The 21,555-nt window shown below is 35.1% G+C and carries 24 protein-coding genes; 11 read left to right on the forward strand and 13 right to left on the reverse strand.

Annotation, left to right across the window (positions count from 1 at the left end):
• The first annotated feature begins 94 nt into the window (after positions 1-94).
• Together EL260_RS07585 and EL260_RS07590 are read left to right on the forward strand one after the other, a co-directional pair.
• Positions 95-373 carry a hypothetical protein gene (locus EL260_RS07585; protein ID WP_123859594.1) on the forward strand — a complete coding sequence of 93 codons (279 nt, stop codon included), beginning with the start codon at positions 95-97 and terminating at the stop codon, positions 371-373.
• Positions 370-813 carry a response regulator gene (locus EL260_RS07590; protein WP_123859595.1) on the forward strand — a complete coding sequence of 148 codons (444 nt, stop codon included), beginning with the start codon at positions 370-372 and terminating at the stop codon, positions 811-813. The genes EL260_RS07585 and EL260_RS07590 overlap by 4 nt, the downstream gene beginning before the upstream one ends.
• Positions 814-1,019: 206 nt before the next feature.
• Here EL260_RS07590 and EL260_RS07595 read toward each other — a convergent pair whose 3' ends face one another.
• The 5 genes from EL260_RS07595 to EL260_RS07615 form a co-directional block, all read right to left on the reverse strand.
• Positions 1,020-2,555, reverse strand: a complete 1,536-nt coding sequence (locus EL260_RS07595) for an IS1182 family transposase (RefSeq protein WP_123859596.1) — start codon at positions 2,553-2,555, stop codon at positions 1,020-1,022.
• A gap of 275 nt (positions 2,556-2,830) precedes the next feature.
• A complete protein-coding gene (locus EL260_RS07600; RefSeq protein ID WP_123859597.1) occupies positions 2,831-3,325 on the reverse strand; it encodes a DUF1281 family ferredoxin-like fold protein in 495 nt (164 codons plus the stop codon).
• Positions 3,326-3,327: 2 nt separating this feature from the next.
• Entirely contained in the window at positions 3,328-3,735 is a 408-nt protein-coding gene (locus tag EL260_RS07605) for a hypothetical protein (RefSeq protein ID WP_123859598.1), read from the reverse strand.
• Between the two features lie 51 nt (positions 3,736-3,786).
• Positions 3,787-4,860: a DUF932 domain-containing protein gene (locus EL260_RS07610; protein WP_123859599.1), complete on the reverse strand. Its 1,074-nt coding sequence runs from the start codon at positions 4,858-4,860 to the stop codon at positions 3,787-3,789.
• A gap of 573 nt (positions 4,861-5,433) precedes the next feature.
• Positions 5,434-6,684: a site-specific integrase gene (locus EL260_RS07615; RefSeq protein WP_123859600.1), complete on the reverse strand. Its 1,251-nt coding sequence runs from the start codon at positions 6,682-6,684 to the stop codon at positions 5,434-5,436.
• 279 nt (positions 6,685-6,963) lie between these two features.
• Here EL260_RS07615 and EL260_RS07620 point away from each other — a divergent pair, with 279 nt between their 5' ends.
• From EL260_RS07620 to EL260_RS07645, 6 genes are all read left to right on the forward strand, one after another.
• Entirely contained in the window at positions 6,964-7,989 is a 1,026-nt protein-coding gene (locus tag EL260_RS07620; RefSeq protein ID WP_123859601.1) for a PLP-dependent cysteine synthase family protein, read from the forward strand.
• Between the two features lie 71 nt (positions 7,990-8,060).
• Positions 8,061-8,780 carry a YoaK family protein gene (locus EL260_RS07625; RefSeq protein ID WP_123859602.1) on the forward strand — a complete coding sequence of 240 codons (720 nt, stop codon included), beginning with the start codon at positions 8,061-8,063 and terminating at the stop codon, positions 8,778-8,780.
• A 780-nt stretch (positions 8,781-9,560) separates the two neighbouring features.
• Entirely contained in the window at positions 9,561-11,153 is a 1,593-nt protein-coding gene (gene pckA, locus EL260_RS07630; RefSeq protein ID WP_123859603.1) for a phosphoenolpyruvate carboxykinase (ATP), read from the forward strand.
• A 21-nt stretch (positions 11,154-11,174) separates the two neighbouring features.
• Positions 11,175-11,558: a glycine cleavage system protein GcvH gene (gene gcvH, locus EL260_RS07635; protein WP_123859604.1), complete on the forward strand. Its 384-nt coding sequence runs from the start codon at positions 11,175-11,177 to the stop codon at positions 11,556-11,558.
• Between the two features lies 1 nt (position 11,559).
• Complete coding sequence (gene gcvT / locus EL260_RS07640) at positions 11,560-12,660, forward strand: glycine cleavage system aminomethyltransferase GcvT (protein ID WP_122636988.1); 1,101 nt, start codon at positions 11,560-11,562, stop codon at positions 12,658-12,660.
• A 106-nt stretch (positions 12,661-12,766) separates the two neighbouring features.
• On the forward strand, positions 12,767-13,363 hold the full coding sequence (locus EL260_RS07645) for a class I SAM-dependent methyltransferase (protein WP_047437565.1): 597 nt from the start codon (positions 12,767-12,769) through the stop codon (positions 13,361-13,363).
• Between the two features lie 46 nt (positions 13,364-13,409).
• Here the strand turns inward: EL260_RS07645 and EL260_RS07650 are convergent, their stop codons facing one another.
• The 5 genes from EL260_RS07650 to EL260_RS26105 form a co-directional block, all read right to left on the reverse strand.
• Positions 13,410-13,652 carry a DUF1003 domain-containing protein gene (locus tag EL260_RS07650; RefSeq protein ID WP_228445360.1) on the reverse strand — a complete coding sequence of 81 codons (243 nt, stop codon included), beginning with the start codon at positions 13,650-13,652 and terminating at the stop codon, positions 13,410-13,412.
• A gap of 271 nt (positions 13,653-13,923) precedes the next feature.
• Positions 13,924-14,349 (reverse strand): DUF1896 family protein, encoded by a 426-nt coding sequence (locus EL260_RS07655; RefSeq protein ID WP_122636987.1) that lies wholly within the window; start codon positions 14,347-14,349, stop codon positions 13,924-13,926.
• A 202-nt stretch (positions 14,350-14,551) separates the two neighbouring features.
• A complete protein-coding gene (locus tag EL260_RS07660; RefSeq protein WP_123859605.1) occupies positions 14,552-16,849 on the reverse strand; it encodes a glycosyltransferase in 2,298 nt (765 codons plus the stop codon).
• A 42-nt stretch (positions 16,850-16,891) separates the two neighbouring features.
• A complete protein-coding gene (locus EL260_RS07665; protein WP_047437560.1) occupies positions 16,892-17,920 on the reverse strand; it encodes a glycoside hydrolase family 130 protein in 1,029 nt (342 codons plus the stop codon).
• Positions 17,921-18,052, reverse strand: coding sequence for a hypothetical protein (locus EL260_RS26105; RefSeq protein WP_007844566.1), 132 nt, complete (start codon positions 18,050-18,052; stop codon positions 17,921-17,923).
• Positions 18,053-18,212: 160 nt separating this feature from the next.
• On the opposite strand from EL260_RS26105, the gene EL260_RS07670 reads away from it, so the two are divergent.
• From EL260_RS07670 to EL260_RS07680, 3 genes are all read left to right on the forward strand, one after another.
• Positions 18,213-18,773: a helix-turn-helix domain-containing protein gene (locus EL260_RS07670; RefSeq protein WP_051957056.1), complete on the forward strand. Its 561-nt coding sequence runs from the start codon at positions 18,213-18,215 to the stop codon at positions 18,771-18,773.
• Between the two features lie 106 nt (positions 18,774-18,879).
• Positions 18,880-19,101 (forward strand): hypothetical protein, encoded by a 222-nt coding sequence (locus tag EL260_RS07675; protein WP_198418060.1) that lies wholly within the window; start codon positions 18,880-18,882, stop codon positions 19,099-19,101.
• 342 nt (positions 19,102-19,443) lie between these two features.
• Complete coding sequence (locus EL260_RS07680; protein WP_047437558.1) at positions 19,444-19,701, forward strand: hypothetical protein; 258 nt, start codon at positions 19,444-19,446, stop codon at positions 19,699-19,701.
• Positions 19,702-19,955: 254 nt separating this feature from the next.
• On the opposite strand, the gene EL260_RS25910 is transcribed toward EL260_RS07680, so the two are convergent.
• The 3 genes from EL260_RS25910 to EL260_RS07690 all read right to left on the reverse strand — a co-directional run bounded on the left by EL260_RS25910 (position 19,956) and on the right by EL260_RS07690 (position 21,492).
• The gene (locus EL260_RS25910; protein WP_232534826.1) at positions 19,956-20,270 is read right to left on the reverse strand and encodes a DUF1003 domain-containing protein; all 315 of its coding nucleotides are present in this window, start codon (positions 20,268-20,270) and stop codon (positions 19,956-19,958) included.
• The gene (locus tag EL260_RS25915) at positions 20,267-20,647 is read right to left on the reverse strand and encodes a hypothetical protein (protein WP_228445363.1); all 381 of its coding nucleotides are present in this window, start codon (positions 20,645-20,647) and stop codon (positions 20,267-20,269) included. Before EL260_RS25915 ends, EL260_RS25910 begins: the two co-directional genes overlap by 4 nt.
• Before the next feature lie 173 nt (positions 20,648-20,820).
• On the reverse strand, positions 20,821-21,492 hold the full coding sequence (locus tag EL260_RS07690) for a BON domain-containing protein (RefSeq protein ID WP_047437553.1): 672 nt from the start codon (positions 21,490-21,492) through the stop codon (positions 20,821-20,823).
• Between the last annotated feature and the right edge of the window lie 63 nt (positions 21,493-21,555).

Consider the following 21,555-nt stretch of genomic DNA (forward strand, 5'->3'; position numbering starts at 1 on the left):
TTGTCGGGCATACCAGTGCCTCAATGTGCGGTAAGTGTAGTTAGCCTACGCTCTTTTTTTTGCGCAGGCTTCCACAACCTAAAACATTAAGGCTATGGACAGCAAAGATATATTTTACCCCGAATTTGAACATCCTGCATCGCAATTATCGGCATTCTCTCTCTGTATTGATGTTTTTATTATATCCCTTAAAAATGGGGAAATTGTAAGTTTTAAACCTAACGAGATAGCACCTTTCAAAGAATGGCTTGACCGTTTTAAAGTTAGGAATATTGCGGTCAATGATGGCATACCTCACGCTAATCGAACGGCAAATTTATCTAAAGCTCCCAATGGATTTTTTAACCTTATCAAAAGAAGCAAAAGAAAATGAGCAAAGAAACAATTAAAGTGGCGATGATAGACGACCACGATATGCTAAGAAAGGGTATCTGCGACTTTCTAATGGGTTTTGGTTTTGAAATATTATTTGAAGCAGAGAACGGCAAAGCTGCGATGGAAAAAATGGAACAAAGCGAAGTTATTCCCGATGTGATGGTCGTTGATATAAATATGCCTGTGATGAATGGATTTGAAACCGCAAAAGCATTATCTGAAAATTATCCGCAAGCCAAAATACTGGCATTTAGCATAAACGATGATGTGCAGGATGTGGTAAAGATGCTTCAACGTGGAGCAAAAGGCTATATACTCAAAGGCGCAGACCCCGAAGAACTTAAAAAAGCCATAACCGTTATAAACGACGGAGGGCGATATTTCAGTGCAGGTGTTGCTGAAGTAGCCAAAGAATATTATAAGCAGTTTCCGCAATAGCAGGTTTCTTTGTTACTTTCTTTTCCGCCGAACTCACGAAAGAAAGTAATCCCACAATTATAAATAGAGGCTGTCTCAAAACTGAGAATAGCCTCTTTTTTATTTATTTCCAAATCTGTACTATGTTTCCACTGTATTGGCTTCAATTATTTTTTTGAAGATTATTCTCCCTTATTTGTGATGAGATTAGATAAAAAACAGTTTTTTTAAGCTGCCTTTTTCCTCAGGTTTTGTGCAATTGCCAATAATCCCCATTCTATGGCCACTTTTTCGTTTCCGCGGAGCATAAAGCGGCGGAACCCGTGGTTCTGCTTAATGTTCCCGAAGACTGGCTCAACATCATAACATCGCTGCTTTCGTTTTTCAATACCCTTTTCGCTGTTTAGAAGTTGGTAGGCCAGTTCTTTATGTCGTTTTAAGTTCTCGTTTATTTCTATAATCCTGTTTGCCTGTGATTTATGACAGGCGCCATTTAATGGGCAGTTAGCACAATTCTTTGCCTGATACCTTTTACTTGTCTGCTCAAAACCTGTACTGGTTTTTCGCCTGGCATCCCCAATATATTCCATTCTTTGCCCCATCGGACAGATATAGCAATCTTCCTTGTGGTAGTAGAACAGTTTATTACTGCTGAATGGTTGTTTGCCATTGTACTTCTGGTTCTGCTGCTTATCGAACATATTATATTTAACATAGGCTTCTATTTTATTTTCTTCCAGCAGCTGGTAGTTTTCTTCGCTCCCATATCCGGCATCAGCGGTAATGCTTTTCGGTGCTTTGCCAAAACTAGCCTGGTGCTGTTCCAAATGTGCTTTTAATGTGGTGGTATCGGTAGGGTTGGGATGTATGGTATAGTTAACGATGAACTGCCCTGAGGTGGATATCTGCACATTGTAGCCTGGTTTGAGCTGTCCATTTTTCATGTGGTCTTCCTTCATGCGCATAAAGGTAGCATCGGGGTCGGTTTTGCTGAAGCTGTTGCGCTTGCCCAAAATAGCTTCCTTAGCTTCATATTCAGCCATCTTTTTTGGATACCTTTCGCTCGCATATTTCAGCTTGTTTTTTACCTTTTTATCAATCTGCGCCTTGTCGGCAAGCACGGCATTTAGCGTATCTACCGTGTCCTGAACCTTTTGGGTATCTATATCTGTAAAGTCTGGTGGCTCGGGCAGGCCATCTTCCGTTTTAGCTACGCTTTGGGCATATTGCCAGATTTCACTCAAAGCCTTTTTCATCTTTTCTTTGTTGGTTTGGATGGCTTTTTTCCATACAAAAGTATATTTATTGGCATTAGCTTCTATCTTGGTGCCATCGGTGTAAACCTCTTCAATACTTAACAGACCCTCTGCGGCCAATAGTTTTACCACTTCCTCAAATACGCTGCGCAAAGCTTCTTTTAACCGAACACCCCGAAAACGGTTGATGGTATTGTGGTCGGGATAGCTCATTCCGCTAAGCCACATAAAGTTGATGTTCTCTCGGCAGGCCGTTTCCAATTTTCGGCTACTGTAAACATTGCTCACATAACCGTATACCAAAACTTTTAACAGCATTTGCGGATGATAGCTGGAGGTACCCTTTATTTTGTAGGCATCCAGGAGAGATTGGATGTTGATGCGGTTGATCACATCGTTAACGATACGTACCGGATGGCCTTTGGCTACCAGTTCGTCTAAAGTTGGCGGAATGGCCATTATTTGATCTTGGTAATAGGCCTTAAAAACTGGTTTGCTAACAGCCATAAATCTCAATTATTTATTATTAAATATATGATATTCAGATATTTAAAACAAATCTTAATGAAGATTATTTGAGGTTTTTATCCATAAAAAGAGGCTGTCTTTTTGAGACAACCTCCACAATAAGGTCGCAACCTGTTTGGTAAAATGTAAAAGAAAGGATTTGTGTAAGGGTGCATTTTGCTAAAGGGGATTGCACCAATTTAAAGCAAAAAGGCTGCCCGACCATCGGGAGGATCTGTCTTTTTGCCGCCCGACTTTTCTGGTCAGGCGGTGTTTTAAACTTTACTACTATTAAAATGATTTTCTATTTTACGCTCTAATAAGGTGTCGAGTATTTCCCATTCGCTATCGTACTCATTGCCCTCAAAATGGTAGGTGTCGGTTTCCTCGTCTAATTCGTAGCTGTCAAAGTCCTGGCTATCTAAGCAGATGTCCTTTAGTATGCCATCTTCAAATATTGCCTTGCCGTACACTAAGCAGCCCAATTCTTCATACTCGTGTGTAAAGTCCACTTTGAAATGTTCGGCTATCTGCTTAACGGCTTCCGTGTTTGGCGACCATTTTGTTTCATACTGGAACACGCCCGCACTTTCATTATCCTGACTGATATTGTAGAAATAATCTCCGTGCGTGTCCTGTACGAAATCGGGCAGTTGTCCGCAGTTGTCTTTCTGCTCCTTTTCAGCCATTGATTTGAATAGCTGTGTTATCTGTTCTATTGCTTCGGCTGTTCCCTCAAAAACAACCCAGTTGTTGCACCAATTAGCCATAATTATTTATCGTTTAAGGTTATCTGTAAAAATTTGTCGCTCCCAAAAAGTAGGTGTATCGCCTGTTTTAATTGCGGGTCGCATTGTGCATCCTCTGTATATTCAATTAGGCAATGGACAGCGAAAATTGAATGGTGTCCGTCAAAAAAATGGTCGGTAAACCAGTGCGGGCGTTTCCAAAGCGGTTCATTTTTCGTTATCCCTTTTTGTGCATTCTGCACAAGCCTGTACCAAAATTCAGCGGTGAAAAATCCCTTTTGATACCAACCCTCACGAAAGGCGGTTTCATTTTGCAGGAAGTAGTCACATTGTGTTTTTATAGCGTTTTGCAGGTTCTCCAGTTCTGCGGGAAACAGTTTGCATAACAAGCCCGCTTTATCGAGATTGTCCATTTTATCTAATGCTTTCATATCTTTTGTTTTTAGTAGGCGACCACCTTTGCAGGCAGTCGCCATTGTTGATTAATTGAATTTGAAAATCTCTGCTCCTGAATAGGCAAAGTCTGTACACAGTTCAAAGGCTTTTTGGGTCTTTAGCTGTGCTGTACCACCCATTACAATAGATTGTAGTTTGGCTTCGCCATCCCTGTAATTGCGTACATTCTGAAAGTAGCCTGTAACAGCATTGTAAGCCCCGAATAATGTGCCTTTGGTAGTTGCCATTTGTTGGGTGTCGCTTATCATAGCGTATTCAAAGGCATCATCTACGGTGTTTTTGAACACGGTGGAAACTTCATCCTCCGCACCTTTTTTAAGCAGGGTAAGCGTTTCCTTGTTCGGGCAAAGTGCCAATTGGATTAGCTTTCTTACTTCTTGGTCTGTTACCCTTACTTTAGCCCAGTCGTTAAAAATGTTCTCTAACTGTGTGCTTAGGGTATTGGCAAGCCCCATAACCTTGTGAGCGTTTTCAAGGCGTTGTTTTGCTCCTGACGTGTGTTTGATACGCACTACGTTGGTCATACTCCGTAATGATGCGTTTAAGGTGTTTTGGCATACGATACGGATAGGGGTAAACGCTGCGGTAATACTTCCGCTACCGTCGTGGCTTGTGGTTAAGAAAATGTACTTTTCTGTAACATCGTCGCCGTTACCTACTCGGATATAGTCAGGCAGCTTGGCAGTAATAAAAATGCGTTCTCCGTTGCCCAATGCTCCTGCGGTTTCGTACAATATTCCATCGCCTCCGCCTACAATAGCATCAAAGAAATTGAACGCCTCACGGTTTTGTACGATATGGTAGTCTTTGCCTACCACGCCCAACGGTGTATTGGTATCGGTGCGGAGTGTGGCGAAACTGTTAGATACTAAAATGTCGTTAGCTTCAATCAGTTCTCCGCTGTCGCCTATGCTCATTGTTCTGCCCTGTGTAAACAGTGGGGATTTGATAACCTCGTAATCTAAACCTGCGTGTACTATTGCTTCCTCGCTTGTTGGGTACTGCTCTACGATTTGCCCCAAACCGTGCCACGCCTTTTGTTGAACGCTGAAAAATGAATGACGTCCTGTTTGCTCGTTGAAATTGATGTTGTGTGCCATAATGCTAAAATTTTGATGTTTGAAAAAATGTTATTTACTCACTCGCTTTTCTCGTTTCCCGCTTCCCGTTGTGGTTTGCTCCGCTTCGCTTCGCATAAATTTTTCCAAAAGAAAAACCGGAAAAAAGAAAGCAGATAATCCAAGCGGGCAACAGCGTAAAACCGAAAGGAAACGGAATAAGTCCCGGAGGGTGGCAAGGCAACACACAGCAACTCGGCGAAGCCAACATTTTGCCTTGCCATTATGCCGTAGTCTTTTGGTTGGGCGTGTGGGGTGGCTGCCCGCTATAACTTAGCTGCCTTTTTACCGGTTGATTGTGGAAATTTTCTATTCTAAATTTTATGGCATTATTGACCAGGCTTTGATAGCCTGTGATAGAGATTTGAAAAACGGAATGGCAGGGGGAGTTAGATAAGGATTTCGTTTTTCAATTTTCTATTTTGGAAATAGGTAAAAGCTCTTTTACAGCGTTGGACTGGGTTGGGGAAAGGAAATGTGCTTTTGCCTAAAAAGTAGAGGCATAAAAAAAGCAGAACCGTTAAGTTCTGCTCATTGTGATTAGATAAATGCTAATTAGATTGCCATCATAAACGCTTCTTCCATAGCCTTAAATTTCGGCGTAACCAAATCCATATCCTTACTGATTTTTTGGCTTGTAATTTTAGCATAAATCTGTGTGGTGGAAATGTTTTTATGCCCCATCATTTTGCTAAGGCTTTCAAGCGGTACGCCCTCGGTCAAAAACATTGTTCCGAAAGTATGCCTTGCCGTGTGAAAGGTCACTTTTTGCTCTGTAACAATCTCTGCCTTTTCAACCAATTTACCTATGTGAGTATTGCAGGTTGCATTGGTCGGAACAGGAAATATAAATTCATTCCTCGTAGTACCCTGATATTTCTCGATGATACGCTTAGGGATTTCCATTAACCGAACATTGGAAGCAATATCTGATTTCTTTCTCCTGCTGATAATCCATTGATGACCGTCAAAGAATGATTGAATATTGTTCCTTGTCAGTTTCTTAATATCAGCGTAAGCAAGTCCGGTAAAGCAACTGAAAATAAACAGGTCTTTTACCAATTCATACCGTGGGTGCGGTGGTACGCACATCATCAGCTTTTCTACATCTTCTTTAAGGATATAACCACGGTCGGTTTCTTCCATATTGATTTCATAATCCTGAAACGGATTATCACGTATCAAGCCCTTTTTAATAGCCAGTTCCACCAAACTTAATACAGGCATTGTGTAAACCCAAACCGTATTATGTGAAGACTGCAAATCGTACCGGAGGTAAAAATCAAACTCCCGGATAAAATCGGCAGTCAATTCCCGAAAAGCCATATCATCACGATGATAGCGTTCTTTGATAAACGTGGTAAGATGGTTGTAAACCGTGATATACTTATTGTAGGTACTTTGGGAACGTTCTTCCTTTTCAACCAGTTTTTTAAAGTCCTCATTTTGGTCGTTGAAAACTTTAAGGATAGCGTCGTCCATTACGCCAACACCCAAAAATGATAGCTTTACTTTTTGGGCAGTGGCAAAGCCCTCGTGCTTCAGCATATCTTCATAAATCTTGTCGATACGCCCACGTATGTTATCCAGTTTTTTATTGATGCTTAATGCCTGCGCACTTTTTCCCTGAACTCTTCCGTGTTTTAAATCCCAATTATTGGGGTCAATTTCTAACTTTGTTCCGAAAGTTTTAGGGGTTCCGTCAATGGTAATACGTGCCATAATCGGGGCATTACCGTTCTTTTTCAGTTCGTTCTTTTTCAAATAGAAAAGCAGTTTGAACGTCGATTTTTTTGTCTGCTCCATAACTCAAATGTTTAACGTTTAAAATTAAATTACATTGAGTTACAAGGGAATGTAGAAAAGGGTGCAAAAGACTGAAATATAATCAGTTAAACCACATAGTTACCTTTGTCAATCGGTAACGAATTAGTAACCTAACCTTGTCAATTTAAGCCCCAAACCTATCAGACACCGACTTCCGAACTAAGACTACTCTTTTTATAAAGCCTTGTATAGCAAAGGTTTTAACCGTTTTGCTTATTTTTGCTTTTTACTAATCTTTTTTTTCAAAAATAACAAATAATGAGTAATGTTTACGATAATATCCTTGGCCTAATAGGAAACACTCCTATGGTGAAGCTAAATACTGTTACAAAAGATATTCCTGCAACCGTTTATGCCAAGTTAGAATCATATAATCCTGGACATTCCACTAAAGATAGAATTGCACTTCATATTATAGAAAACGCTGAGAAAAAAGGCTTATTAAAAGAAGATTCTGTAGTTGTAGAAACTACTTCCGGAAATACCGGTTTTTCTATTGCAATGTTTTGCATCATTAAAGGATATAAATGTATACTTGCTGTAAGTGACAAGACGAAGTCAGAAAAAATAGCTTATCTGAAAGCACTTGGAGCTACGGTTTATATATGCCCGGCCAATGTACCTGCAGATGACCCAAGATCGTATTATGAAGTTGCTAAAAGAATTGCTTCAGAAACACCAAATTCAGTTTACATCAATCAGTATTTTAATGAACTAAATATTGATGCCCACTACCAGACAACCGGACCTGAGATTTGGGAACAGACAGAAGGTAAAATTACTCACCTTTTTGCCTGTACTGGAACAGGTGGAACTTTATCGGGATCAGCAAAATTTTTGAAAGAAAAAAATCCAAACATCAAGGTGATTGGTGTAGATGCTGATGGATCTATTCTTAAAAGCTATCACGAAACAGGAGAAATTCATAAAGAAGATGTTCATCCTTATCAGATTGAGGGAATGGGAAAAAATTTAATTCCTTCTGCCCTGCTTTTTGATAAAATTGATGAGTTTGTGAGAGTAAATGATGAGATGTCTGCTTACAGAATCCGCGAGATTGCTTTGAAAGAAGCGATTATGGGAGGTTATACAACCGGAGCGGTTACTCAGGCATTGATGCAATATGCACAATCTCATGAATTTGCTGAAAACGATATTGTCGTTTTAATATATCCGGATCATGGGTCAAGATACATTACAAAAGTGTACAGCGATAAATGGATGGCAGAACAGGGATTCGTCAACAACTGTGTTCATAATTACGATAAAGTTTTCCAACTATAATTAATTAAATAGAAGGAAAATCGTGTAACAGATATGGAAGTATCTATTGTAACAGTCGAAATAGGGTAGATATGTTTAGACATAGAGGAAAAAACAGGACTTATTTTCATAATATTAAATTAGCATCACTTCTTTCCTTTGTTGCAGGGACAGTCAATATTGTAGGGGTATTATCAATTGAGATATTAACTACAAACATTACAGGGCATTTTGCTTTTTTTTCCGAGGAAGTAGTATTGAAGGATTATTATGATGCAGCACTCTACCTATTATTTATCGGATGTTTTTTAGGAGGAGCTTTCTGTTCCAGCCTTCTGGTAGAATTTGTATCCCGTTTCAGAAAATTCCAATCTCACTTTATTCCCTTATTAATAGAAATTTTTATTTTGGGTTTCATAGGACTATTTGCCGATTTTAAAATAATAATCAGTCCCAATATGATAGCCTGCCTTTTACTTTTTGCAATGGGGCTACAGAATTCTTTAGTAACAAGAGTATCTCAGTCCGTTGTAAGAACAACACATTTAACAGGAATCTTTACTGACTTGGGAATAGAAATGTCCAAATTATTTTTTTACGGAAATGCTATTTCGTATAGCCAGCTTAAAAAAAGCATTATGTTAAAAATTGTAATTGTATTATGTTTTTTTTCTGGAGGGGTAATAGGTGGTTTTACTTATGAAGTCTTTCATATAAAGACATTATTGTTTTCTGTTGGAATACTTTTATTTGTGATCTGGTATGATAGGTTATTATATAAATATTATGTATTGAAAAGAAAATTAAGATGAATTAATCTGTTTGCAAAAATTAGATGTATATTTCTATGAAAGCTAGTTCTGGCTAATTTTCACATTGAAAGATGTTAATATATCAGTATTGGCATCTGAGGTTTCAGCCGTATTGTTTATTCTATTATTGAGAGCTAATGATGCATCAAGAATTAGGGATTTAATTGTTGTATAAGCTGCAGAAATAAAAAGTTTTTTATTTTTACTTTGAAAGTTATAGAGTCGGTCTATCAACGAATGTCTTATCATATCTTTGGTCGCATGAAGATAAGGGAAAACGAAAATATTCCTTCTTGAATTAAAAAATAAGATCGAATATAGACAAGTAGGATTATTAGAATGATGTTCATAGAAAAGAGAGGAAAAAGAGAACATATATATTTCTTGTGTTTTATAATCACTAAATGAGAACTTCTTATGCGGTCCGATAAACACAACACTGTTTCCTTTTATGTAATAAGTTTGATCTTCAAGATCAATGGTTAGGTCATCAAGTGTAAATAAAATACAAAAATATTCTAATGTATTAAAATCTGATTTTCCTTGTTTTTTTTGATAATATAGCTTAACGGATTGATACTGAATCCTGTTTTAGTAAGTTCTTTTTGTATATGTATCATCGATATTAATTCGAGATTAAAATAATGAAAAATTTAATTAAAGTAAGTTATTTTGATTACTCAAAAGTTTGACTTAAATCAAATTTTATGAAGAGATAGATCATAAAAATTTATTGATAAAGAGGGTACTTTTGCTCGAAAGTAAAAAACTCATCTTGAAATGAATCATTTAGAAAGTTTAAAAGAGTTAGGAATTCAATCTGCAAAAGAGATTTTTTGGAATCTATCAGAAGCACAGTTAATTTCACAGACCTTAAGGAAAGGGCAGGGTATTATAACAGACTCAGGAGCATTGGCTTGTGATACCGGTGAGTTTACGGGACGTTCCCCAAAAGATAAATATGTAGTCTTAGATGATACAACTCAAGATTCTGTTTGGTGGGGGGATATAAACCATTCTTTTTTGCCGGAAGATTTTGATAAATTATACAATCGTGTAGTGGAACACCTTTCACAAAGTGATCTTTATGTTAAAGATGTTTATGCGTGTGCAAAATCTGAATATCGTTTAAATATAAGGATTATCACAGAAAACCCATGGCAAAGTTTATTTGCCAATAACTTGTTTTTAAGATTTAATGAAAAAGAGCTTGAATCATTTAAGCACGAATGGCTTATTCTTACTGCCCCAAGTTTCAAGGCTGTTCCGGAAACTGATAAGACCCGTCAGCATAACTTTACCATTATCAACTTCACAAAAAAAATCATTCTTATTGGAGGAAGTGCTTATACAGGTGAAATTAAAAAAGGTATTTTTACGGTATTGAATTATATTCTTCCACATGAGAAAAATGTGCTTTCAATGCATTGTTCGGCTAATATTGGAGAAAATGGAGATACCTCTGTGTTTTTCGGACTTTCAGGAACGGGTAAAACGACACTTTCAGCAGATCCGTCCAGAAAATTAATTGGGGATGATGAGCATGGATGGGATGATGAGAATGTTTTTAATTTTGAAGGGGGATGTTACGCTAAATGTGTGAATTTAAGCCAAGAGAAAGAGCCTCAAATTTTTTCGGCAATTCGTCAGGGTACTTTGCTTGAAAATGTACGTTTTTTTGAGGGAACAGATATTGTTAATTATGATGATACTTCCGTAACTGAAAACACAAGAGCTGCCTATCCGATCGACTTTATAGATAACGCCATCCATCCTTCTGTTGGAGGTGTTCCCAATAATATCTTTTTTTTGACGTGCGATGCTTTTGGTGTATTGCCTCCAATTTCAAAATTAACAACGGGTCAGGCGATGTATCATTTTATTTCTGGATATACGGCAAAAGTAGCTGGAACTGAAGCGGGAATTACTGAACCACAGACCACGTTTTCAGCATGCTTTGGAAAACCTTTTCTTCCTCTTCATCCTACAAAATATGCTGAACTTTTAGGGAAAAAGCTAAATGAGAATAAAGTAAACGTGTGGCTTATTAATACAGGTTGGTCTGGGGGCTCTTACGGAGTAGGGGAACGTATAAAGTTGTCATACACGAGAGCTATGATCACTGCAGTATTAGAAAATAAATTAGAAAATGTTGATTTCATCAGTGATGATGTCTTTGGACTTCAAATGCTGGTACAGTGTGAAGGAGTTCCTTCTGAAATCCTGAATCCAAAAAATACTTGGACAGACTCTTCTCAATATGATCAAAAGGCTATCCATCTTGCTACTCAATTTATGGAGAATTTTAAAGAGTTTGAGTCTTTTGCCAATAATGAAATTATGGGTGGAGGTCCTTTACTTAAGAATAAATAATCAATATAAAGTAAATTAAAAATGAAAATTCCTGAAAATCTATTGTACACTGAAGACCATGAATGGGTGAGAGTAGAAAATGATATGGCATATATTGGAATCACGGATTTTGCACAACACGAATTGGGTGATATTGTATATGTTGAAATCGAAACGCTTGGAGAAAAGTTACAGCAGCATGACGTATTTGGGACCGTTGAAGCAGTGAAAACAGTATCGGATCTTTTCTTGCCGATTGCCGCTGAAGTAATGGAAATCAATCCGAAGTTGGAATCAAATCCTGAATTAGTCAATTCTGATCCTTATGGAGAAGGATGGATGATTAAAATAAAAGTCAATAATCCAGCAGATACTGAAGGACTTTTGACCACCGAGTCATACACTTCACTAATAGGTTTATCATAGTATGGAAACGGTAAAAATCAAGAAAACGCCATTTAATGCACTCCATCACTTATTAGGAGCGAAAATGGTTGACTTTGCAGGATATGAAATGCCTGTTCAATACAAGGGTATAAATCATGAACATGAAATTGTAAGAAATAAGGTGGGGGTATTTGATGTTTCTCATATGGGAGAAATTCTCATACAGGGAAAAGAGGCCTTGTCATTAATCCAGAAGATTACGTCCAATGATGCTTCAAAACTTTTTCCGGGAAAGGTGCAATACAGCTGTATGCCTAATGACACTGGAGGAATAATTGATGATCTTTTAGTGTATATGATCAGTCAGGACGATTATTTATTGGTCGTCAATGCATCAAATATAGAAAAAGACTTAAACTGGATCCAGGGACAGAATTCCTTTGATACACAGGTTAGCAATATTTCGGATTCTATTTCATTATTAGCGGTTCAGGGACCCAAAGCAGAACAGGTCTTACAAAAATTGACAGATATCAGTCTGAAAGACATGGAATATTATACGTTTACTATCGGTGAATTAGCGCATATTCCTAATGCTTTACTATCTGCCACTGGATATACTGGAGCGGGAGGATTTGAAATATATGTGGAAAACAGATATGCAGCACACGTATGGGAAGCTCTTTTTGAAGCAGGAAAAGAAGAAGGAATAGAGCCCATCGGTTTAGGAGCCAGAGATACGTTACGGTTGGAAATGGGCTACTGTTTGTATGGGAATGATATTGATGATTATACTTCTCCTTTAGAAGCTGGGCTAGGCTGGATTACTAAATTTAATAAAGACTTTGTTCATAAGGGGTTCTTAAAAATTCAAAAAGAAAAAGGAGTATCCAAAAAGTTAGTAGGCTTTGAAATGGAAGATAAGGGAATTCCACGTCATGGCTATGAAATTTGGAATGGGAATCATGAAATTATAGGAACCGTTACTTCAGGAACTATGTCACCGACCCTTAAAAAAGCGATTGGAATGGGATACATCTCCGTTGAAAATTCGGCTGTAGGAAATGAAATTTTCATTAATATTAGAAATAAACCAACAAAAGCAATAATTGTGGCTTTTCCATTTATTAATGTAAAATAGCTTACCTCTTATAATGTCAATTTTTCAAATTGTTGTATTTTGTTTATTTTACCCATGATTGGTAAAATAATTTCTTAATCTGTGAGGCATATAATTGAATGATAGAATGATTTTTGAATACCTTAAATTAAATATGGATATTGATGACAATGCTTTTAATGAAATATATCCTGAACATATAAAAGCTTTGTCACAACGTCATTGGACTCCTGTTGCTGTTGCTAAGATGGCTGCTAAATATTTAGTTGATGATACCAATAGAAGAGTCTTGGATATTGGATCCGGAGCGGGTAAATTTTGTCTTGTGGGAGCAGCTTCTACAGATGGTATATTTTACGGAATTGAGCAAAGAGCATCTCTAACTAAAATATCAAAAAAATTAGCCGATAAACACAATATAAATAATGTTGATTTTATTAATGTAAATATAAAAGATGTCTCTTTTTTAGAATACGAAGCATTCTATTTTTTTAATTCTTTTTATGAAAATATAGATACTTCTTGTTCCATTGATGATACAATTATTCATGATAGAGATTTATACTACGATTATTCGGCATATGTGAGGGAACAGCTTGATGCAACACCTATTGGAACGAGGCTTGTTACTTATTGGAGTAAATGGGACGAAATTCCTAACAGTTTTACTCTAGTAGATACCGCTTGTAATAAGTTATTGAATTTTTGGGAAAAGGTATTTTGAGAGGAAGATAAGGAGTAGAAAAATTCTTAGATAAACACAGCCTTTTCTATAAATTGAAAAAAGAGAATGACAATATTGAGAAACTTGATTTGTCAACAGAATACATAGGTCTGAATATTATGTATTTTTTTTTAGTATTACTGCAACATTGTTGCGGTAATACTTTTTTTACCAATAAGTGGTCTATTTTTTCACTCGATAATCTAATTTCTAATTCGGCTTTTAAATTAATTTTGTAATTGTGTTCTCCTCTCAGCCTATCTTTTTGTTCCGGTCTGTTTTGGCTCATTATAGTAATGGGAGTTTGAATGGTGACCGGGGTTAAGATAAAGAATAAAATTAAGAAAAATAAAAGGAAAAGGGTCAAAGAATTTTGTTATATAGCTTTCACTGTGAATATATTTAGTAATGAATTATGAAGTAAATTTATCTTTCAATTTTCTAAAGTTGAATATTTTATAATCAATAGTATTACAAATTATTTTTTTATGTTGTATATATCATACTAATACAAGCATTCAGAATTGTTTTTATTTCCTTTGATAGATAAATTCTAATATTTAGAATTCATATTGGTTAATCCAACTAAGGATTGAAGCTGTTATTTCCATGCAAAGTTTATCAAAATCATAGGTATAGGCAAAATCATCACTAAGTTCATATTTATCAAATATAGGGGCGCATAATTTTAACATTTTCAGACTAAATGACTTTAGCTCATCATGTTTCATGAGATTTCCAAAGTTATTGTTGATAATATTTGAAACGGTCTCGAATTTTGAAAAATGAAATTTCTCAAAAAGGATGTGATCCGTATAATATTCACATTGCTCAATCGAACTTCCAGACCTTATAGCACCATCATATACAATTTTCGCCCATTGGGAACGCTGCTCTATTAATGCTGTGTTAGGAACTAATTCTGGAAAGCTATTACTCAATAAATTTTGTAATCGTTCCTTGTAATATGTTACATCCTTTTCCATAAAATTTGTGATTTATCCTTTTTCCATAAAATCTGTGATAATTGTATGTAGCATATAAGCTTAATATAATATCATTTCTATGTATTGTCACTTCTGTAAAACATGTATAATCGTTCAGGTATTTTATGAATTCATATTTCAGGCTTCCATAGCCCAATAGTTTTGATTTGTAATAGTTAAAATTAATATGGAACCATCTAAATTATAAATTTTCTGAGGTTCTAAAATCTGTTGGAAATTCCATGCTAATTCTTGCCATAAGATAACTGACCGTAGATTCTGCTCCCTGATTAATATTCACGTCGTTTTTCTCAAGCCCATCATAGCAACCTCCGGTTACAGGATTGTAAATAATTTGGTTTAACTGGTTTTTTCCAAGAAACCAATTAAAGGAATTGTGCATCATCTGAAAATACTTTTCATTATCTAAAATCTTATAAAATGAAGCTAATGCAAGAATAGTATAAGCCACGTCAATAGGCTGTTCTCCACCATTCGATCTATTGTTTTCCTTGCTTTCTTTTTGTAACCAGCCTTGGTTAGAAATCACTTTTATAGTATCGTTGACAATTATTTTAGACAAGAGAAAAGCAAAAGACTGTTTCGCTATTTCCTTATATATTTCATTTTTAGTAGCAACCCAAGCAAATAATAAAGCTTCTGGCAATACGCTATTTCCGTAAGTCAGATAACTTTCGAACCACATCCAATTACCTTTAGCTTCATGTTGATACATTTTCACCAAACGATTCGCCAATTCTTTTAATAAAGGAATATTTTTTTCAGAATTCTGGTAATACAATCCTTTTATAATAAAAGCTATGGCTCTGGTGGAATATATTTTTTCAGCAAAAACCAAGTTTTTTTGAAGCATGGCTTCTGCGAGTTCATAAAATTCCTGTGGTAAAATTTCTCTTAATGAAATTAAATAACCCAAAGCCCATATCGCTCTTCCGTTAGAATCTTCAAGGTTGGTTTCGTAATTCTGTGGGGTAAATTGTTTTTCCTTATCCACATAATTTAGGAAACTGCCATCTTTTTGTTGACAAAATTTAATAAAATTTAAATAGATTGAAATTAATTGCAGATCAGATTTGTTTTTGGTGGCTTTGTAATGTTGGCAAATAGCGATCATTGCACGTGCATTATCATCCAGGGTATAGCCGGAATCAATATCTGGTTCACTGATCTTGGAAAATTGTATCATTCCAAAATCTGTAGTTATATTTTGGATATGATCAAGATTGAATTTAGGTAAGGTATATTTGAGTTTTGCATTGCTGTTTCTGAATTTCTGAAATAATAAAGCATGTAAAATAGACGAATTTTCCCAAGCGGTCGGAGCCATTTTTTGCAAAGATTTTATGCGTAATTTTTCACGACTATTTTCATTTTTCAGTAAAGTATTAACAGCAAAAGTCAATTGTTTTGGGGCTTCAAAATCAATGATTATTCCTGTTTCCTCTTTTAAAACTTCTAAAGCATGTGGAATAGGAGTAGAAACAATGGCACACCCGCAACTGATAGCATAGGAAAAAGTACCACTTACTGCCTGATTTCTGTCTTTTGAAGTGAAAAGATAAATGTCGGTAAGTTGAAGATACTCTAATAATTCAGGTAAGGGTAAATATTCATTAATAAAACGGATATGGTTTTCCAGATGAAGTTTGCAGGTAAGATCCTCTAAAAGATAACGATACTTTTCGCCTTCATTTCTCACGATAGCAGGATGCGTCTTGCCAAGAATTAGAAAAATGACATTAGGATTCTGAGCAATAATTTTGGGCAAAGCTTTCAGGGTGGTTTCAATATTTTTGCCTGAACCCAACAACCCAAATGTAGACAACACCTTTTTATTTTTAAGTCCATACTTTTCTTTCAACGCATTTTTATCTGTAAAAGGTAACAAATGTGTTCCGTGCGGAATGACGGTGATTTTGTCAGAAGAAATATTATAATCTTTTGAAAGCATCTCCGCGGAGATGTCTGTCATTACCACAATTGACTTGGAAAAATCTGCGAGGTCTTTCACTTTTGTTTTGAATTCTATATCTGGATTGGGAAGTACAGTATGAAAGGTGATAATGATTTCTTTCTTTAAGTTTTGTAGGAAAAGATATAATCCGTTTTGGGCTTCATTAAAAAAGCCAAACTCGTGCTGAAGCATTACCAGTTGGATATTGTCATTTCTATTGATCTTTTCAGCCAATTCCAGAAAGGAAACGGCATCTGAGATATTTAATTTGTATTTAGGATGTTCTTCATATTCATAATTTTCCCCCTCTGTTTCCATGGGGCAAATAATTGTTTGAAATGATTCTCCGAATTTCGACTGAAGCGATTTTATAAGGTCTTGTGTATAAGTGGCAATTCCGCATACCTTTGGAGGAAAAGTACTGATAAAGATAATCTCGGGTTTATTATAGACAATGTGTTTTTCTTTTTTTAAAGATGGTCTTATGGCTTTGTCCTCCACGTCTGAATTAATATTTTTATTCATTTTATTTCATTTTTAGATTTGATAATTCTAATGAACCATCAATTATATTGCATGCATCATCAATTCTTTCAATAGCTTTGAAATACTCAAAGAGGCAACGGCAATTCTTTCGTCTGCAGCTCCATAATAGATATAAAGTGTATCTTTTTCTACAATAGCCCCTGTAGGAAAGCAGACATTATTAACCTCACCTTTAATTTCCCATTCTTTCTCCGGCTCAAAAAGAGGATAAGGAAGTCTGCAAATTTCTTTTTCGGGGTTCTTAAGATCCAGTAGGGCTACACAGGCATTATAAACATATCCGTCGACGGTATCATGAACTCCATGATAGATTAGCAGCCATCCGTATTCCGTTTCTATGGGTGGACACCCGCCACCAATATAGCTGGATTCGTGATCATATTTGGGACATAAAAAGATGTGATTCTTAAAGTGAGAAAAATAATCTTCCCAAAACTCAAAGTTTAAATCTTGAATGTTTTCTACATTTACAATTTGAATATCAGGTCTTATTCTGTGGAGAAAATAAAATTTACTATTTATTTTTCTTGGGAAAAAAATCAGATTTTTGTCCCATAAAAAGATAGGAACACTATCTGTATGACTGATCTGAAATTCATTATATCTTTTATATTTTTCAGGGATTAAACCTTCAGATTCTAATAAACATTTAAACTTCTCATAGGGGATTCTAGGAACAATAATCCTATCTTTTTTCCAAGATTTCAAATCTTTAGAAGTGGCCAATGCTCCTAAAGCATTAATGCCGTCGTAACTTGTATATGTAAGATAAAACAAATCATCTATTTTTACGATTCTGGGATCTTCGATGCCATGTTTTTCATATTCAAATTCAGGAAGAATAATTGGAGAGTCTGATCGGCTTTCTAAAGTAAGAGGATTAGATAGTATACAATATCCGATGCTTGAAAAATTACCTTTGGCAACGGCGCGGTAAAACAAATGTATTTTTCCGTTTTCCTGAATAACAGCTGGGTTTAGAACTCCTTCGCTCTCAAAGCTTAAGTCGGTTTTCCTGAGGATGATTCCTTCTTTTTTTATTTCTATCATTTAGGTAGCAGCATTGCGACTTTCATTTTCTTTGTTTCTTTTTTTATCTTGTTTGTCTTGTCGTTTCTCTTTTGCTGATTTTGAAGGAGGCGTTTTATCCGATTTTTTCTTTGTTTCCTTTCCTTTTAACATATATTTTTATTTTATGTAAAGATCATTGATTAGAAAGGGAAAACTTTGCAATAGTCTGTTCATTTATTACATAAATCATAGATATTCAATTTTAAAAGATTAACTTTGAATAGAGTAGCTGTTGGCATATTGATTAACAGACTGAAATACAGGAAATCTTATGAAACTGTATATAAAATATATGGTGAGCCTGCGTTGTAAAATGGTTGTTCATCAGGAGCTGGAAAAACTAGGTATTAAAAATGCTGTGGTAGATCTTGGTTTGGTAGAAATATTGGATGATATTAGTGTTAAACAAAGGCTTATGCTGAAAGAAAATCTTTTGAAAACAGGGCTTGAACTATTGGATGACAAAAAAAGTATTTTGATTGAAAAAATAAAGAATACTGTCACAGAAATGATTCATCATTCAGAATCTCTTCCAAAAGAAAATTTCTCAGACTATATCAGTAAAAAACTTGGCTATGATTACACCTATCTAGCCAATACATTTTCTGAGGTAAAGGGAATAACTCTTCAGCATTTTATCATAATCAATAAAATTGAAAAGGTAAAAGAGCTGCTTTTGTATGATGAGCTTAATCTTACTGAAATTTCCTATAAACTCAATTACAGTAGTGCTGCTCATCTTTCCAATCAATTCAAAAAAATAACAGGGCTTTCTCCATCATTTTATAAGCAACTCAAACATAAACGTCTTAAAAATCTGGAAGATATTTAACCGGAAAGATGTGATATATGTAAAATTATTTGTAAAAAGTATAGGGCAGATCTTATAATAAATATTCAACTTTGGAGAGTAATACTTCTGTTACATATAATCTTGAATGATGAATACCAATCCTATTAAAAGCACGAAAGCTTTTAAAATAAAAGGAGATTGGAAGCAACAATCTCATCAGTTGAAAGAACAGTTCTCTCTGCTTAAAGATTCGGACTTGATGTTTGAGACAGGAAAAGAGAATAAATTACTGGAAAGGATAGGAAATAAATTAAGCAAAAACCGTGAAGAAGTTATTAAAATTCTTAATGACACTCAGCTTTTATAATGAGCGTACTAAAACCCGAGAAACAATATTTATTTTTTAAGGGATTTTAATCGAAAAAGGGCAGGTGCTTTTAAGCTTCTGTTCTTTTTATTTGAATATATTATTACTTCCAAAATAAAAAGATATGAGATCAGCTGAAACTTTCCAGAATCTTACAAGAAAAATTTTTAAGGTGACAACTAAAATACAGTCTTCATATCCCGAATTATATTTCCTGCTAAATGAAACTCCATTATTTATGTCATCTAATGAGGCGAATATTACAATACAAGATCTCAAGCAATATCTTACTACGATAAGAATGCAACTTATTACGTTTGAGAAAGATAAAAAAATGAAATTATGAAAACTATAACTTTATATAGATTTAAGGATTCGGTAACCCAGAAAATTCCCTTTTTGGAGGGAAAATCTATGCTCAATTCTTCTGAAATTGATATTTTAGATACGGAAAAAGTTATTGAATATATGATTGAAGTATCTGATGATTTTGATTTTGAAAACTATGACACTACTGAACTCATAGCATTATGCAATACTTCGAACAAATTTGTTGAACATCATTTTGTTACACGCTTGAATGATTATGATGTTATATAGCCTTTACAGATTATGCCTAGTCGAGCCAGTTAGTCTTACAAGAGATGCAATTTTTACCGCTGTGATGATCATCCTTACGGGAATTGTTTAGATTTGTATTGTCGTGGAGTGAATTCGTTTTAAGAAACTGTTCTTTACTCTTGAGGGGAGGACCATAATAACCCTTATCGTTATTGCTGCCTTAAAAAAAACAATTATTGGAAATTTGTTTTTAATAATTGTGCAAAAAATAACGTAATACATATAAACTGTGTTTAACTTTTTCTTTTTATTTCCTTCATCAGATCCTCCAGATAATCAGTTTGTATATCTTGTATTTCCAACAGTTTTTTGTTTTGATTGACCAATAGATGGTCTATTTTTTCACTTAGCAATTTAATTTCTAATTCAGCTTTTAAATTGATTTTGTAGTCATGTTCTCCTCTTAGTCTGTCCTTTTGTTCCTGTCTGTTTTGGCTCATCATAATAATGGGAGCCTGAATGGCTGCTAAACAGGAAAGAATGAGATTGAGTAAAATAAACGGAAACGGATCAAATGAATTGGTTAATAACCAAACATTAATCATCATCCATAGTAATATAAATGAAAAAAATACAATAATAAATGCCCAGCTGCCTCCAAATAATGCCACTTTATCTGCAATTTTTCTCCAATAGTTAATTCTGATTCAATTTCGGCTTGTATATTTTCTGACAGAATGGAGTTATTTTTAATGGCATCCATCACATCCAAGTCTATGATGGCTAGTTCACCTTTTTCCTGTGATATTAAAGAAGTCAGATATAGTCGTCTGTATTTATTAAGTTCAATTAAAGAAATATAATGATCTTTTGAAAAGCCGGGGAAATCCATTCTTAATAAATTAAAAATACCATCTCTAATGTCCTGCCCTTGTATTTCTTCACCTTTCCCGATCTTCTTTTTGCTGATATAGCTTGTTTCCATTGTTGATCTTTCAAAATTTAAAATTAGTTTTATTTAAAGTATATTTCAGGATGTTCTCTTTGTTTACCATTTGTTTTTTCTGTCAGTACTTTGCTCTCTGTTAAAAGTAGTTTTCATGGCAATTTTTCAATGTTCCGGTATACCGATTGAATTGAAGCTTACATTTCAGATAGTCAACTATTTTTTGAATATTCATAATCTACAAATAGCCAGTTTTCTACATGCTGTATTCCCGGAGTTTTCCATGCAATACGGTCGGCTTCTTCTTTTTGATGCCATGAATTTACTGTTCCTGTTAACGTCACTGTAGTACCGGATACCTTTACATGAATATCGCTATTGTAAACCAACCAATTCATTTTCATGGCATTTTCAATGTCTTTTTGTTTGATAACATCTATTATTTCTGATTGGATTTTAATATTATTGATGATCGCTTTTATACCTGGAAGATAATGGATTGCATTTTTAATAATTTCTCTCTGATAGTCCCACTGCACTTCACCCTCTAAAGTTACCTGCCCATTTTCGACAATTACTTTGATCATATTCTCCGGAATAAATACATTGGATTTAAAGGCTTCTAAAATTTCATGGGCAATTTCATTATCGGTTTTTGATAAGGAGTCTGGAGATTTCACGATGATATTTTCTATTAAGATTTTTACTCCAACAACTTTTTTTGCAGCATTTTCCGCTTCTATTTTTTTTGCATAATGATCAACTTCTCCTGTAAGGGAAACCACACCGTCTTTTGCTGTAACTCCTATTTCTGCTGAGTGTAATAATGGTTCCCATTGAATGGCATCCTGAACATTCTTTTGTAATTCGGCATTTGTTTTCATTACATCTTAATTTATCATTCAAAATTCCAGAAACTTTCCAGCATATACCATGATCAGTATCAC

Origin of the sequence: Chryseobacterium nakagawai (assembly GCF_900637665.1) — a bacterium.
GTDB lineage: Bacteria > Bacteroidota > Bacteroidia > Flavobacteriales > Weeksellaceae > Chryseobacterium > Chryseobacterium nakagawai.

Bases quoted from the DNA above. Each gene is read 5' to 3' on its own strand.
- EL260_RS07600 (WP_123859597.1), bottom strand. From the start codon at position 3,325: ATGGCTAATTGGTGCAACAACTGGGTTGTTTTTGAGGGAACAGCCGAA.
- EL260_RS07690 (WP_047437553.1), bottom strand. From the start codon at position 21,492: ATGAAAACAAATGCCGAATTACAAAAGAATGTTCAGGATGCCATTCAA.
- EL260_RS07675 (WP_198418060.1), top strand. From the start codon at position 18,880: ATGATGAATACCAATCCTATTAAAAGCACGAAAGCTTTTAAAATAAAA.
- gcvH (WP_123859604.1), top strand. From the start codon at position 11,175: ATGAAAATTCCTGAAAATCTATTGTACACTGAAGACCATGAATGGGTG.
- EL260_RS07615 (WP_123859600.1), bottom strand. From the start codon at position 6,684: ATGGAGCAGACAAAAAAATCGACGTTCAAACTGCTTTTCTATTTGAAA.
- EL260_RS07665 (WP_047437560.1), bottom strand. From the start codon at position 17,920: ATGATAGAAATAAAAAAAGAAGGAATCATCCTCAGGAAAACCGACTTA.
- EL260_RS07620 (WP_123859601.1), top strand. From the start codon at position 6,964: ATGAGTAATGTTTACGATAATATCCTTGGCCTAATAGGAAACACTCCT.
- EL260_RS07660 (WP_123859605.1), bottom strand. From the start codon at position 16,849: ATGAATAAAAATATTAATTCAGACGTGGAGGACAAAGCCATAAGACCA.
- EL260_RS07610 (WP_123859599.1), bottom strand. From the start codon at position 4,860: ATGGCACACAACATCAATTTCAACGAGCAAACAGGACGTCATTCATTT.
- gcvT (WP_122636988.1), top strand. From the start codon at position 11,560: ATGGAAACGGTAAAAATCAAGAAAACGCCATTTAATGCACTCCATCAC.
- EL260_RS07605 (WP_123859598.1), bottom strand. From the start codon at position 3,735: ATGAAAGCATTAGATAAAATGGACAATCTCGATAAAGCGGGCTTGTTA.
- EL260_RS25915 (WP_228445363.1), bottom strand. From the start codon at position 20,647: ATGGAAACAAGCTATATCAGCAAAAAGAAGATCGGGAAAGGTGAAGAA.
- EL260_RS07680 (WP_047437558.1), top strand. From the start codon at position 19,444: ATGAAAACTATAACTTTATATAGATTTAAGGATTCGGTAACCCAGAAA.
- EL260_RS07645 (WP_047437565.1), top strand. From the start codon at position 12,767: ATGATTTTTGAATACCTTAAATTAAATATGGATATTGATGACAATGCT.
- EL260_RS07655 (WP_122636987.1), bottom strand. From the start codon at position 14,349: ATGGAAAAGGATGTAACATATTACAAGGAACGATTACAAAATTTATTG.
- EL260_RS26105 (WP_007844566.1), bottom strand. From the start codon at position 18,052: ATGTTAAAAGGAAAGGAAACAAAGAAAAAATCGGATAAAACGCCTCCT.
- EL260_RS07585 (WP_123859594.1), top strand. From the start codon at position 95: ATGGACAGCAAAGATATATTTTACCCCGAATTTGAACATCCTGCATCG.
- EL260_RS07670 (WP_051957056.1), top strand. From the start codon at position 18,213: ATGAAACTGTATATAAAATATATGGTGAGCCTGCGTTGTAAAATGGTT.
- EL260_RS25910 (WP_232534826.1), bottom strand. From the start codon at position 20,270: ATGATGATTAATGTTTGGTTATTAACCAATTCATTTGATCCGTTTCCG.
- pckA (WP_123859603.1), top strand. From the start codon at position 9,561: ATGAATCATTTAGAAAGTTTAAAAGAGTTAGGAATTCAATCTGCAAAA.
- EL260_RS07595 (WP_123859596.1), bottom strand. From the start codon at position 2,555: ATGGCTGTTAGCAAACCAGTTTTTAAGGCCTATTACCAAGATCAAATA.
- EL260_RS07625 (WP_123859602.1), top strand. From the start codon at position 8,061: ATGTTTAGACATAGAGGAAAAAACAGGACTTATTTTCATAATATTAAA.
- EL260_RS07590 (WP_123859595.1), top strand. From the start codon at position 370: ATGAGCAAAGAAACAATTAAAGTGGCGATGATAGACGACCACGATATG.
- EL260_RS07650 (WP_228445360.1), bottom strand. From the start codon at position 13,652: ATGAGCCAAAACAGACCGGAACAAAAAGATAGGCTGAGAGGAGAACAC.